This window comes from Terriglobales bacterium, assembly GCA_035651995.1.
In the GTDB taxonomy this organism is placed as follows: domain Bacteria; phylum Acidobacteriota; class Terriglobia; order Terriglobales; family Acidobacteriaceae; genus DASRER01.
This window is the reverse complement of the sequence record DASRER010000008.1, coordinates 1-13,460: the sequence shown is the minus strand read 5'-3', so window position 1 is coordinate 13,460 and position 13,460 is coordinate 1. Positions and strand designations below refer to the sequence as shown.

Below are 13,460 nucleotides of genomic sequence, written 5' to 3'. Positions count from 1 at the left end.
AAGCCGCAAGGGTCGCTAGCGCGGATCGCGAAGGATGCACCGAAATCCGAGATGGCACGTGGATGTGTCAACCGCTTCAGGCATTCGCGCCGCGGGCCGGTAGCGAAGACAGTAGTTTGGCGCGCAGAGAAAGGACCCTCCCTTTACGACGCGGCGCGGAAATCCACCCGCATGCGCCGGGTCGTAACTCTGCTCCTCGCGTCCTTCCCGGGGGTTCTTCGGGATGCAGCAAGGCTTGGCCGCGTCGGGCTTGTGCTTCCCCTGGTACCAGTCGCTGGTCCATTCCCAGACGTTGCCCGTTACATCGTATAGGCCGTATCCGTTCGGCGGAAATGCTCCTACCGGCGAGGTGGCGCCGAAGCCGTCAAGCAACTGGTTCTCCCAGGGAAACTCACCCTGCCAGGTGTTCGCCATATACTTTTGCGAGGGAAGGAACTCATTACCCCACGCGAACTCGGCGCCGTCGAGACCGCCTCTGGCGGCGAACTCCCACTCAGCTTCCGTCGGTAGTGACTTTCCCGCCCACTTTGAGAAGGCTTCCGCGTCATCGTAGGTGACGTGCACGACTGGATGATCGTCTAGGTCTGCGATTGAACTGTTAGGTCCATGAGGATGCTTCCAGTTCGCGCCGGGCCGATATTCCCACCATTGAAGATAATTGCCGCGGTCCACACGGCAGGATGGCGGGACAAAGACCAGGGAACCGGGCTGGAGGGCTTCCGGCGGAATACCGGGATATTTGCTGGCATCGGGCGTGCGCTCGGCGAAAGTGACGTATCCGGTGGACTCGACGAACTCTCGAAAGGCCCGGTTGGTGACGGGGAAGCGATCTATCCAGAATCCGTCAACGGCAACCCGGTGGACGGGACGCTCCTCCGGATAGTGCTTGTCCGAACCCATCCGGAACGTGCCGCCCGGAACGTAGACCATCTCAGGAAAGCGCTGGGTAGTTACAGCGTGCGGCGCCGGCCGAGGCTGTGACTTGGTTTCGCACATACTTTCAACCGTTTTTATCACAGCGCGAGAGGCCCCCGCGCCTCGCCGCTGGTCACGATCGCCAGGTACGACCGTGACCTGCGCGGCGAGGCGCTTAACACCTAGAAGATGAAACGCAGAGCCGCCTGCATCCGGCGAGGCCCAAGCGTTCCCTGCGAAAGCAGGTTGAGGGTCGAGGGATCGCTGGGCTTGATCGCATTCGGCTGCTTGAAGTTGACGTTATTAAAGAGGTTGAAAGCATCCAGTTGGAGCTCGAAGTGGGCCCGCTCGGTAACTGGGATGGCTCTCCTCACACTCATATCGACGTTCTTGGTGTACGGCCAGCGAATGGCGTTGCGTGGGAGATTGCCGAATGTACCGTCCGCGGGCTGGCTGAAGGCCGCCGCATTGACGTAGATGTGCTTCGGGTCGGTCTCCCAGTTCGGATTGATCAGTGGTGCGCCGGTCGCATTCGGACGCTCCCAGCATTGCTTCGAATTGTCGCAGATGAAGCTGTTGTTCTGTGCTGCGAGAACGTTCACCAACCTGCCATTCTGGATCGTCAGCACCGGGGTGAGCGACCAGTTCGAGACCAGCAGTCCAATCAAGTCGTGTCTGCCTTTCCCGTAGGGAGATTCCCAGGACGGAGCGAACACCAGCCTGTGCGGGATGTCCATGACCGATGGCGACCAGTCGGCGTCGAGGTTGTTGGGATCCCCCCGACCATAACCGTTTGCATCGCCTTTGGAGAACTCACCGTCAATGTTTGAGTAGGCGCGTGAATACGTGTAGTGCGAGAGCATGTGGAACGGTCCGCGCCCCCTTGCCTTGACTGTGACCTGGAAGGCGTTGTACGAGGAAGAACCGTTTGCGGCGATGAACGCCTTGTCCGTCAGGCGATAGGTCTGATCGGGCCGCCGTGACGCAAGGTTCGCGTTATCCCAGCTGTCGGTCGAGTCTTTGTGCACAGGCAGGTTCCAGAAGTCCAATCCCCATAACTTGACGCCCTGCGTTCCGAGATAGGCCACACTGTAACTCCATCCCGGATGGAACTCGTGCTCGAAGGTGACGTTGTATTGATGGACGTAGCCGAGTTCCAGTCCGGGCTTGTAGATCCCGGGAGACCCGCTATTTGGGTTGAACACCCGTTGGCTCGGATCAATCTTTTTAACTAGATCAGAGAAGTTAGGGACGGGCAGATTGGCATATTTGAAGATGTCGAGCCAGCCTTCCGGCCCGGGGTATCCCAGATTGAAGCTTGTTCCGAAGCTTTGCAGGAAGGCATCGGAATTCAGATCGATTCCGTCATGCACGCCATTCGTTGCGTCAAAGAAGAGGCCCCACCCACCACGCAGGACCATCTTGCCCGCCGAGTCGAGCTTGTACGCCACACCCACACGGGGCGCGAAGTTATAGATGTCGTTTTCCTGGCCTGAGAGATTGGGCGATGCGCTGTCGGAGGTCAGGATTGTGCCCGATGGGAAGTTCGCAAAGCGGGACTTGGCGCCCGGAATGAAGATCAACGCGCTGTCCGATGTCAGGTGGCCCCAGAAATGAGGCTCCCATCGCAACCCAAAGTTGAGAGTCAGGTTCGGCCTCAGTTTCCAATCGTCCTGGAAGAAGGCATCAATGTAGTGGATGCGCGCATTGCGATTGCTCGGCGCCTGGATGGAGCCGAAACTGGCGGGCCAACCGATGAGGAATTCCGCTGCGCTGTTGCCAAGCCACTGGCCGTTGTACAAGTAGTTCTGGTTGGACGCAATCAACTGCTGAATCCGCTGATACTGGAAAGCGCCACCTGTTTTCATCAGGTGCCGACCCTTTACAAAGGATACGGTATCGCGGAAATCCGTTACGCTCCGAACCTCGTCCTTGAAGGAAGGCGAGTTCAGGCCAAACTGGCTCGGAGTCAGCTTGTTGAAACCGACAAACGAGTTTGGCAGCTGCGGATATGCCAGGCCGAGGGATGCAAAGTCCGCATTCCCGAAGTTGGCAACCTGAGTTTGGGCGATCTTGGTGAACCCGAAAGCCGCTTCATTCACCAGCGTCGACCCGATTGTGGTCACGTTAACAATCGAGAGATGCCGGTCTCTCAGCTTGTTTCCCTGCGCAAAGCCCAGGGGAGCGTTGTCCACTTGCTTGGGATCCGGGAAATTCATGAAGTAATAGCCGCTGGCACTCACTTTGTTGTTGTGGTTCAGCACCTGATCAAGTCGTACCACGTAGTCAGGTTGGTCCTGCGCCTGGTTGAGGCTCTGCACCGGGTTATCACCACTGACTGCAACCGTCGGGAACCCGAGCAGCTTGTACCACTTCACCGCCGTCGGACTCAGGAAGGGCACAAGGTTGGTGATCTTCTGCCCGGCCAGGCCTTTGAAAGGCGAGTTCGGGGCGTTCGCCGCCGACGTGCTGACGACGGGCACCTTCGCCGATTGCGAAAAATCGCCCGCCAGTTCGGCCGCAGTGAGCCCGCCCGGATGGTACAGGTAGGCCGTCGACGGGGCCCAGAGCCGCTGAATATTGACGAAGAAAAACGTCTTGTTGCGTCCGTCGTAGAGGTGCGGCACGATGACGGGCCCGCCGAACGAACCGCCCCATTGATGCTGCTTCAGAGCTCCTCTGGGCAATCCCTGGGCGTTGCGCTCCCAGGAATTCGCGTTCCAGCCGCTGGTCTGGAAGTAGTCGTAGGCGCTCCCGTGCCATTGGTTCGTGCCGCTCTTGGTCACGGCGAGCACGGCGGCGCCGCCGCCGTGCCCGAATTCCGCGGAGTAGTTTGTTTGGATGGTGAACTCCTGTAACGAATCCGGCGGAGGGTTCCGTCCGGCGACGCTCTTGAAAACGTCCAGATTGTCGGTGCCGTCGAGCCTGAAGCTGTTCGAATTTTCGCGAACGCCGTTGGAAGCGAAATCCCCCTGCACTCCCGTCGTCATACCGGGCACGAGTGCGATCAGGTTGTTCGCATTCCGGCCAAGAATGGGAATGCGATCAACAAGAACGTCGTCTATCGATGTTCGAACCACTCCTGAAGTCGTTTCCACCGTAGGCAAACTCGCCACGACGTCCACCACCTCGCTGACGGCGCCAACCTTTAGCTGGACGTTGATTTCGCGCCGGTCGCCTGCGTCCAGCACAATATTGGTCTGCCGCGCGGTGCTGAAGCCGGCTAGCCTGACCTCAATCGTGTACGTGCCTGTCTGGAGTCGCGGCGCGCTGTAGGTCCCCTCACCGTTTGTGCGGACCTCGCGCCGATAGCCAGTGCGCGACTCGGTGACAACGACTGTTGCGCCTGCTGCGACCGCACCGGAGGTGTCGGTTACGAGCCCGAAAATATCGGCGGTGGTGTTTTGGCTGTATGCTCCGGCCGGGAACATCGCCATCAGCACTAAAACCAGCGCTAATAACCACGAGCCCAGCCTTTCCGACCTGCGGATGATCGACGCTGCCATAACAACCACTCCTCTTCCAGTCGCTCTCTTGACGGCGAGCGAGGCGTTTTCGGAAGGAAGATGGCAGATCACAAAATAATGTCAATTGCATTCCCACTCTGTCCCGAACTGCGGAACAGAGGTTTTCGGGGTGACGCATGCGCGATAAGAACTAAAACAAACGAACTACGTTTTCCGAGCACGCCGTCGCACCCTGTTCTCAATCGCGGGACGGAGCAGACGAATCCTCTGTCTCCAGAGATCATGTAGAACGCTAAGCGAAAAACCGATGCAAGGACACCACACCCGGGTCCCTGCACAGACTTTAGCGCGGGTCGTGGGAACAAGCGCAAAGGGAATTCATGCGGCTGCGTCTCGACTACGGAACGTCAGGCTTGGAGGTCTCGCTTCCTGATGAGCGCGTAACTGTGATCAAGCCAGTTTCCACTCGCGCCATTTCCGACCCCGCTAGTGCGTTGATGGCGGCTCTGCGAGATCCGGTCGCGGGACCTCCTCTGAAGCACGTAGCGCGTCACGCGCGACATGTGGCCATTTCGGTCTGCGATATCACGCGCCCGCAACCTCGACGAGAAATGGTCGAGGCCGTGTTACACGAGCTCAAGGCTCTTCACGCGATTGATGTCACGATCCTGATCGCCACCGGCACGCATCGGGGCAACAGTGATCGTGAGCTCGAGAGCATGTTGGGCCGCTACGTGTTGAGCAGTTGCCGGGTTGTGAATCACGACAGCCGTGATCCTGGAGTGCTGGTTGACTTTGGACGAATCGGAGGTGTACCGGTCCTTCTCAACCGCCTTTGGCTCGAAGCGGATTTGCGGATCACAACCGGGTTCGTCGAACCACATTTCTTCGCCGGATTCAGCGGTGGTCCCAAGATGGTTGCTCCAGGCCTTGCCGGCTTGGAAACCGTTATGGTCCTGCACGACGCAAAACGGATTGGACATCCATCCGCCACATGGGGTGTTATTGAGGGAAACCCCGTCCATGACGACATCAGAAGAATCGCCCGAACGACCGGTGTTCATTTTGCCATTGACGTGACCCTGAATGAGGACAAGAAAATAACCGGCGTTTTCGCGGGAGAACTGTTCACCGAGCACCGGCGTGCGTGCGAAGCGGTGCGGCAGTCCGCCCTTCGCGAGGTGGCCGAGCCCTTCGACGTCGTGCTCACTACCAATTCCGGATATCCCCTGGACCAGAACCTCTACCAGGCCGTAAAGGGTATGTCGGCGGCAAGCCGGGTCGTCAAGCCGGGCGGAATAATCATTTGTGCCGCGGAGTGCCGGGATGGTCTACCCGATCACGGGTCTTACGGGACCGTTCTGGCATCCCAACCTTCACCCGAGCGCCTGCTGGAAATGATCCACACACCGGGTTTCAGCATGCCTGATCAGTGGCAGGTACAAATCCAGGCACAGATTCAGCGTAAGGCCCGCGTCCTGGTTCGCGCGGACGGGCTCTCGCCGGATCAGGTTCGGAAGGCGCACTGTGAGCCAATTGATGACGTTGAAAAGACGGTGCGGGATGTCCTTCAAGCTCGCGGCCCGAATTCCACTCTGTGCGTAATGCCGCACGGACCGCAAACGATTCCCGTCCTCGCTCGAGACGCGCATCCATAAGACGCCGCTCTCGACAAACGTCCGCTTTGCAGATTGTCCCGTCAGCCGGAACGCGGCGGATTTAGGGTTGAAATTCACAGCTTCGCGGATCAGCATCGTTAGCTCCAACTGACTATCAATCAAAACACATATGAATATCGGATGGATCGGAACCGGAGTGATGGGCGCCTCAATGGCTGGCCATCTGCTGCAGGCAGGACACAGACTGACTGTCTTCAGCCGAACCAGGCAGAAAGCCGAACCGCTAGTGTCCCGAGGCGCCACGTGGGCTGACACGCCCAAGGTCGTGGCGCAGAACAGCGAAGTCTGTTTCACCATGGTTGGGTACCCTCGCGATGTCGAGTCGATTTATCTCGACAGCAACAATGGGATTCTCAGCACCCTGGATTCCGGTACAGTGGCGATCGACTGTACGACAAGTAGCCCATCCCTCGCGGTTCGCCTCGCTAACATTGGCGCCGAGCGCGGAGTCGCCGTGCTCGATGCACCCGTCAGCGGTGGCGACGTCGGCGCACGGACCGCGGCCCTCTCGATCATGGTCGGAGGAGACGAAGCCGCCTTCAATCGGGTCAGGCCGCTGCTTGAGAAAATGGGGAAAACAATCGTGCTGCACGGACCTGCCGGTAGCGGACAACACACCAAGATGGTGAATCAAATCCTTCTGGCTAACACAATGGTTGGCCTAGCGGAAGGATTGTTGTATGCCAGAAGCGCCAAGCTCGACCCGGAACGCGTGCTTGCCAGCGTTGGCGTAGGGGCGGCTGCTTCATGGAGCCTTCAGAATCTATTGCCCCGAATCCTTAAGGGAGACCTTGAACCAGGATTCTATGTCGAGCACTTCATCAAGGACATGGGGATCGCATTGACTGAAGCCGAGACGATGAAGATCGCACTCCCTGGCTTGGCAGTGGCCAAGCAGCTTTATCAGGCGCTTGCCGGCTGTGGGGCGGGCCGCAAGGGAACTCAGGCGCTGATCTTGGCGCTCGAAGCAATGTGCGGCCAGAAGGCTCTCGCCGACACACCCAGTTGATGACGCGGGCGTGGATTATCTCGGCCGACGCAAATTCGTAGTAATCTGTGCGGACATACGTCGCAGTTTCGACACGAGGTGCGGGATAGCGGTCGGCGGCATGTCGCCCGCTGCGTTCGAGATGCTCAAGGCCGCCGCCAATCTGCCGTAGGACAGATAAACGGGAACCGCCAGGCAGCGCATGCCCGTATAGGATTCCTGGTTGTCGATTGCGAAACCTTGCTGGCGGATCTGACGTAACTCAAGGCGCAGTTGCTCAGGTGAGCTGATCGTAAAGTCCGTGTATGTCTTGAGCATCTTGCGCGGGCCCAGGAAATTGCGCAGATCGTCATCGCTGCCGTATGCGAGGAAGATCTTGCCCTTGGCTGTCGAGTGCGCCTCCCGGCGCGTGCTGAACTTGGGCGTCTGAATCATTCGCGAAATGGTGCAGAACCGCAGCAACTCGACCGACTCGCGACCGTCCAGCCGACTCAGGTGCGCGATAGACCCCGTTTCCTCCGCGAGCACGCGTAAGGCCCGCTCTGATGCTCGAATCAGACGGTCATTGATCTGAAACATCATCCCGAGCTCCATGCATCGGAGTCCGAGACGGTAGCGGTGCCCTTCGGTTCTTTCCAGATACCGGGCTGCCTCAAAGGAACTGAGGAAACGATGGACAGCACTCTTGCACATTCCCACGTAGTCGGCGAGCTCGGTAACCCCCCACTCCGGATGATCGTCGGTAAAACAGTTCAAGAGCTCGAGGGACTTGGTGACTGACTTGACTGAGTTTGACTCGGTCCTGGCATTGCCACCCGCGGTCCTGGTCCCATTCGCCATGCTTCCTCCCGGGCGTTATTGTTGAACAAAAGCGCCTCTTCAGGGCAACTCGGACCGCGCGTTCCGCCTATCGGAACGCAATACCCGAGACCACTCGGCCGGCGCCTTCCGTGTTGGGGTAACTGGTACAGGAGGTCCGGCCGCTGCGTCAAGGCGGCGATTGCCTCAAACCAACGCCGTGAATCTCCTAGAAGCGGACATAGTGGCACAACTGAGATGGGTTCGGAGCCGAGAGATTAAATCATCGCGTCGACGAAGGCGCGCGTTACAACTCGCGGGCGCGTGATGGCGGTGCCAACCACGACGGCATGCGCGCCAAGATCAAGACCACGCTTTGCCTGCTCTGGCTTCCACACGCGGCCTTCCAGAATCACCGGGCCAACCTTCGCGCGAACCAGCGCCCGCAGCAGCGCCCAGTCGGGCTCTCGATCGTCGGACAGCGCCGTGTCATCCGTGTACCCGGCGAGAGTCGTCGCCACGAACGCGGCGCCGGCCTCCCGCGCCGCGCGACCCTCCTCCAGCGTCGAGACATCCGCGACAATTGGGACGCTCCATCGCTTCACGATTTCCGCAACGAGTTGGTTGCCGGCGAGACCAGATGAGCGACGCCTCAAAGTTGCATCAACAGCGATGAGGTCGGCGCCAGCGCGCAGCAGTGCTCCTACGTCCGACAACTCCGGCGTGATCAGGACGCGGCCATTGGGATACGAGCCCTTGGTCAGCCCGATGATTGGCTGAGAAACCACCTTGCGAATGGCATGGACGCTGCTTGTACCGCACGCTCTGATTCCGGCGGCGCCGCCCAGGACAGCAGCGGCGGCGAAGCGCGCAAGCAATTGCGGGGAATTGAACGGGTCGGCCCCTTCCGCCTGACACGACACGATCAGCCCGTGCCGAAGCTTCTCCACAACCGTGGTGGGTCGCCGCGCCATTTTTCCGCTCTCCTCGATAAGGGTCTGGCGCTACAGCAGCGCCTCGGTTCTGCTGATCCACAGCGCAAACTGTGCGGTGATGTTCAGTCTGGGCGAATACGACCACTCGTCCGCCGACTTGACCAACGCCCAGTGCACGAACGACCCGTCCTTTTCCTGATGCGCCACCAAATAATCGCAAACCCGGCACGCCGATTCGAGGTGCTTCGCGTTCTGCGTTGTGCGATACAACCAGGAGGATCCCCAAGCAAATTTGTGGGCCAGCGTGGTCTGATAAATCTCCTCGCTTCCCCCCGCAGCAAACTCGTAAACCGTCAAAGCCGCATCCAGGTACTTACTTTCGCCGCTGACGCGGTAAAGATCGCTGAGGAATGCGATCATCATGCCCGTTAGATAGTGGTGCTGATTGTTGCCAAAGCGCTCGATAACCCGCGGCATGTTCGGTGACGCAGGCGCGTCAACATCGGTCCGCAAACCGCGCTCAGTATCCCAGATGGGATAGAAGCACACCCCTAGGTCGGAATTTGAAGCTACCAGGTTGAGAATGTGATCTCCCATCCTCATGGCTTCCGCCACATAGCCGGTAGTGAGCGCCGATTCGCCGGCCACGCATGTCACCGCGCAATTGACGATTCCCTTGCGTCGCGTCGCATCATCGCCGGTGCCGAACATGCCACCACTCACTGGGTCCTGGAGCATTAGAAGATGAGGCATGGCACGCAGCGAGATGTCGTAGGCGAGGTTGACATGTGAGGAATAGATGACCCAAGCTGGCGCATAGCCACGCTCCAGCAGGGCCGATTTCCTGCCGGCTCGCACTTCGGGCGCGTCAAAGCTTCCGTCCTGCGCTACAAAGAGTGCCTTCATGGCGCGCATCAGTGCCGCGGCTGCGTCCGCATGCCCGGTGTACAGCATTGATGCGCCCAGGACCATGTAGTGACTCATTGTCTCCACCGGTCCGAAGCTGCCGTCGGGCTCCTGATGGGAGAGTATCCAGCCCATCGCCCGATCGACCGACGCTCGATACGCTCGTTTCCGATCTCGGGTGGCGACCTGTCCCATCGTCATTCTGCGTCTATCTCGCCACCAGACTGACCGATAGCAAGTACGGCGTAGGCCCTCCGTTCGGCGTGGAAAGCCTTGCGCGGTACTGCACCCAGGGGCCTGCAGCGAGGGAAGTGGGCATGCCGCTCCTCTCAAACCAGGAATTTGGCCCTTGTGGACCGCTCCATTGCGCTGTCTCCAATCCCTGCCGAGTCGAGGCGGCGCGCAACTGGAACTTCACCGTTGTCTTGAATGGCGTTTCGGTCTCCCATGAGATTCGGCGCACGCGTGCACTCGGGTCCTTAGGGCTCCAGGCCGGTGAAATGTAGTACTCCGCCAGTTCGCGCGTTTCGATGTTGCCCACGTCAGCCACAATCTGCGCGTGCGGCCCTACGGATGGAAGCTCCGAGTGCCGGTCGGCCCGAAGTCCATCAGGGCCACCCCAATAAATGAGCGAATTGGTCTGGTGTCTGTGCGGTTTCCCTGCCTCATCTCGCGATCCGTCCTGTCGGTGGCAGGCGACGAACAGATCGAGGAATCCGTCGCCGTCGAAGTCGGTGATCATCGACCCGGTGCCAGCATCGGCCGGCAACTCCTGGCGCCTCTTGCGGTCGAATCCGCCCGGGCCGCCCCAATAGATGTAAACGGGCAACGTGCGCTTTCCCGCGCGAGTGGCTGAGTAGTTCGGGAACACAATGTCGAGCCAGCCATCGCGGTTAAGGTCGGCGACGCTCGGGTCATATCCCGCCATAGTCGGCAGCCCGACCTTGCGGTCCTCACTGAACCCATTGGCCGAGCCGTAATAGATAAAGGAGTCGGCTTCGGTGTCCTTGCCCAACCTCCGCGTCGGGGCAATGATGTCGAGATAGCCATCCTTGTTCAGGTCCGCTGCTTCCGCATGCGCGAACTGACGGTCCTTACCGAGGACTGTGGGGCGTGACGGATCGAATCCCTTCGCGCTTCCCCAGAAGATGTGGAGCCCGTTTGCGTCTTCGGTGGAGGCGGCAAGATCGAGATATCCGTCGCCGTTCAGATCCGCCACCAACGGCTCGCGTGAACTCGCACCGAGCGGGAACACCTGTCGCCGCCGAATCGAGTAGCCGTCGGCGGAGCCCCAGAAGATGACGAAGCCTCCCTTCGTCCCACCGTCGCTCTCTTCGCCGCCCACGATGAGATCGAGCCAGCCATCTCGATTCAGATCGGCCGCCTTCGCGCCTCCGGCGGGATTAAAGTTGGAGAGTATCGTCCGATGGTCAGCCGAAAACCCGGCCTTCGACCCCCACCAGAGATAAAAGCCCTCCAGCGTTCCGGGCCGGCCCGCCGCATATCGGCCCTCGTTGAACCCAAGGTCAACCCACCCATCGTCATTCAGGTCGGCCTGTACCGAGCCGGTCGTGTAGTAGCTCGGCAGAATAGTTCGCCGGGCCACGGAGTAGTTCCTTGTGCCGTCCCCCCAGTAGATGTAATTGGGGCTGAAGCCCTCATGCAAGTCGCCATTCGTGTTCGTGAAGACCAGGTCCGGGCGGCCGTCGTGATTCAAGTCGCCAACCGCTACTCCAGAGGCGCCTCGAGTATCGAGCATCGTCTTCCGGCCGCGATCGAATGTTCCGTGCACGTTCCAATAGATCAGTGATTGGATGTTGTTGTCGTTGTATGCGCGACGGTCCGCGAATATCGCTTCCGGATAGCCATCACCGTCTAGATCGGCTGCCGCGGCGTCCATCGCATCCACCGTTGGCAGGCGGGTACGTTCGCGATGATCGAAGCCTTGCGGATCATTCCAAAGAATGAACGAGTCGGTGAACTCATTGCCGGATATGTTCTGCACTGAAACCAACAGATCCTTGCGGCCGTCCTGGTCGAAATCAGCCCAGGCAAGAGCGGACACGTTGACGATGTTTAGAGCAATCGGTGAGCTGCCAGGCATATGCCGATAGAGTTTCACTGTTTTCTTGTCGGCAACCGCGACATCCGTCTTGCCGTCGCTATCCCGATCGCCCGCCGCGATCGGACCGCCGCCGGTATCAAGCAGCGGTTGCGCATCCATGAGCTGCTGCTTCGTACCGCGGTAGAGCAGCACGGACTTTGCTGTCGACACGAGCAGGTCGGCGATGCCATCGCCATCCCAATCGGTCGCAGTCAGACTCTCCCATTGCGGGCCGGCGAAATCCTGTCGACGGCCAGCTGCAAAGCTCCCATTGGAATTCCAGTAGACCGTCGAGACAGCAGCCTTCGGGTCGGTGCTCTCGTTTTCGCACGCAAAGGCAAGGTCAATCCACCCATCGCCGTTCAGGTCGGCAGCCACTACCTTGCGTGCCGCAAATGCGGGCAGCTCCAGCCTCCGCTTCACGGTGAGTCCGTCCGGACCATTCCAATAAATGAATGCGTTCAGGCGTGGACTGATGCCGTTGTCTCGCTGGGCGAGTATCAGGTCGTTATATCCGTCCTTATTAAGGTCCGCGATCGCGGCGGCGTAAGCTCCATCGGCGGGCAGGGCAATTCGCTCGACCGAGTTGAAATCGCCATTGCGGTTCGGATAGATGAAGACGTCTTCCTTCTCTGTTTTGGGGTGACCATTACCGATGGCGATATCGACGTTGCCGTCGTTGTTTAGATCGAGCCGGTTGATCATCTGAATGCGGCCGCGCGCGCTGACATAGATGTTCCGGCCGGCCCCGCCGAATGTGCCTTGCGAAAACTCGTCGAACCCACGCTGCGTCCACGTTTCCTCTCGCGATCGCTGCGGTAGCAATCCGCAGCTGATCAACATTGCCGCGAGCAAGAGCCGTAATGTGATCCCCATCAAGGGTGCGCCTCAATTTCGAATGCACTGCGCGTGATTTCGCGAGCGCGAATGTGTTTTGAGCAGCGCCGGACGGTATCACAGCAGCCCGGACTGCACGACGCCTGTTCCACAATGAAGAACTCCGTCCAAGGCTTAACTGCGGTGAGCGGACGCGACCACGGTGAGGCCTCTATGAAGCGCGGCGAAGGCCCTGCGGGCGGGCGGCAAGACACTCAACAGCGCGGTGGCTGACCGGCCAGATGAGGCGCGCGGCGGCGTCGAACTGGCGAGTGTGCAGTGAGTGTGCAGTAGGCAGTGACGGGCGCGCGTGCGACGAGCGACGTAAGCTTATGAAATCGCTTCCTAAACAGCTGGAGGCCCCGGGCAGAGTCGAACTGCCGACCTACGGTTTAGGAAACCGCTGCTCTATCCATCTGAGCTACGGGGCCGTGACAAGCGCACAGCCTCTTCAGTTTACACCTGGGGCTTTGTTTCGCGGTTTTAGCGAAGATACGCGCCGCGCGTGTTGCGCAACGGCGATCGCGCCGGTGGCCCCGCTACAACGCAAGCCACAGGCGCTACTCCGTGCTCCGCGCCGATTGTGACTGGCTCAGGGCCGCGGCCTTGGCCTGGCGCATTCGGGCGTGCTTCGCCATCGCTCGCGGATGGTCGTAGGCGCCGCTCTGCTGCAAAAGCTTCGCGACCAGGCCCGTCCATCCTGTCTGGTGGCTGGCGCCCACGCCCGATCCGTTGTCGCCGTGGAAGTATTCGTAGAACAGGATCAGGTCGCGCCAGTGCGGATCGTTCTGG

At 59.8% G+C, this 13,460-nt stretch carries 9 protein-coding genes and 1 tRNA gene; 2 read left to right on the top strand and 8 right to left on the bottom strand.

Annotated features, from left to right (window positions below; translation table 11 throughout):
* Positions 1–15 precede the first annotated feature (15 nt).
* Positions 16–930 carry a formylglycine-generating enzyme family protein gene (locus VFA60_04000; protein ID HZQ90934.1) on the bottom strand — a complete coding sequence of 305 codons (915 nt, stop codon included), beginning with the start codon at positions 928–930 and terminating at the stop codon, positions 16–18.
* 167 nt (positions 931–1,097) lie between these two features.
* Positions 1,098–4,421, bottom strand: coding sequence for a carboxypeptidase-like regulatory domain-containing protein (locus VFA60_03995; GenBank protein HZQ90933.1), 3,324 nt, complete (start codon positions 4,419–4,421; stop codon positions 1,098–1,100).
* Positions 4,422–4,762: 341 nt separating this feature from the next.
* Between VFA60_03995 and larA the strand changes: the two genes are divergently transcribed.
* Positions 4,763–6,040 carry a nickel-dependent lactate racemase gene (gene larA, locus VFA60_03990; GenBank protein HZQ90932.1) on the top strand — a complete coding sequence of 426 codons (1,278 nt, stop codon included), beginning with the start codon at positions 4,763–4,765 and terminating at the stop codon, positions 6,038–6,040.
* A 130-nt stretch (positions 6,041–6,170) separates the two neighbouring features.
* Positions 6,171–7,070: an NAD(P)-dependent oxidoreductase gene (locus VFA60_03985; GenBank protein ID HZQ90931.1), complete on the top strand. Its 900-nt coding sequence runs from the start codon at positions 6,171–6,173 to the stop codon at positions 7,068–7,070.
* Positions 7,071–7,085: 15 nt separating this feature from the next.
* Here VFA60_03985 and VFA60_03980 read toward each other — a convergent pair whose 3' ends face one another.
* The 6 genes from VFA60_03980 to VFA60_03955 all read right to left on the bottom strand — a co-directional run.
* Complete coding sequence (locus tag VFA60_03980; protein HZQ90930.1) at positions 7,086–7,889, bottom strand: IclR family transcriptional regulator; 804 nt, start codon at positions 7,887–7,889, stop codon at positions 7,086–7,088.
* Between the two features lie 236 nt (positions 7,890–8,125).
* Positions 8,126–8,821, bottom strand: coding sequence for a putative N-acetylmannosamine-6-phosphate 2-epimerase (locus tag VFA60_03975; GenBank protein ID HZQ90929.1), 696 nt, complete (start codon positions 8,819–8,821; stop codon positions 8,126–8,128).
* Between the two features lie 30 nt (positions 8,822–8,851).
* Positions 8,852–9,883, bottom strand: a complete 1,032-nt coding sequence (locus tag VFA60_03970; protein ID HZQ90928.1) for a hypothetical protein — start codon at positions 9,881–9,883, stop codon at positions 8,852–8,854.
* A gap of 13 nt (positions 9,884–9,896) precedes the next feature.
* On the bottom strand, positions 9,897–12,668 hold the full coding sequence (locus VFA60_03965; GenBank protein ID HZQ90927.1) for a VCBS repeat-containing protein: 2,772 nt from the start codon (positions 12,666–12,668) through the stop codon (positions 9,897–9,899).
* Between the two features lie 354 nt (positions 12,669–13,022).
* Positions 13,023–13,099 (bottom strand) — tRNA-Arg (locus VFA60_03960).
* A gap of 129 nt (positions 13,100–13,228) precedes the next feature.
* A partial coding sequence (locus tag VFA60_03955) for a hypothetical protein (protein ID HZQ90926.1) occupies positions 13,229–13,460 on the bottom strand: 232 nt, incomplete at its 5' end.

Excerpts from the sequence above, each read along its gene's own strand:
- VFA60_03970 (HZQ90928.1), bottom strand. The coding sequence starts at position 9,883 with ATGGGACAGGTCGCCACCCGAGATCGGAAACGAGCGTATCGAGCGTCG.
- VFA60_03980 (HZQ90930.1), bottom strand. The coding sequence starts at position 7,889 with ATGGCGAATGGGACCAGGACCGCGGGTGGCAATGCCAGGACCGAGTCA.
- VFA60_03985 (HZQ90931.1), top strand. The coding sequence starts at position 6,171 with ATGAATATCGGATGGATCGGAACCGGAGTGATGGGCGCCTCAATGGCT.
- VFA60_03965 (HZQ90927.1), bottom strand. The coding sequence starts at position 12,668 with ATGGGGATCACATTACGGCTCTTGCTCGCGGCAATGTTGATCAGCTGC.
- VFA60_03995 (HZQ90933.1), bottom strand. The coding sequence starts at position 4,421 with ATGGCAGCGTCGATCATCCGCAGGTCGGAAAGGCTGGGCTCGTGGTTA.
- larA (HZQ90932.1), top strand. The coding sequence starts at position 4,763 with ATGCGGCTGCGTCTCGACTACGGAACGTCAGGCTTGGAGGTCTCGCTT.
- VFA60_04000 (HZQ90934.1), bottom strand. The coding sequence starts at position 930 with ATGGTCTACGTTCCGGGCGGCACGTTCCGGATGGGTTCGGACAAGCAC.
- VFA60_03975 (HZQ90929.1), bottom strand. The coding sequence starts at position 8,821 with ATGGCGCGGCGACCCACCACGGTTGTGGAGAAGCTTCGGCACGGGCTG.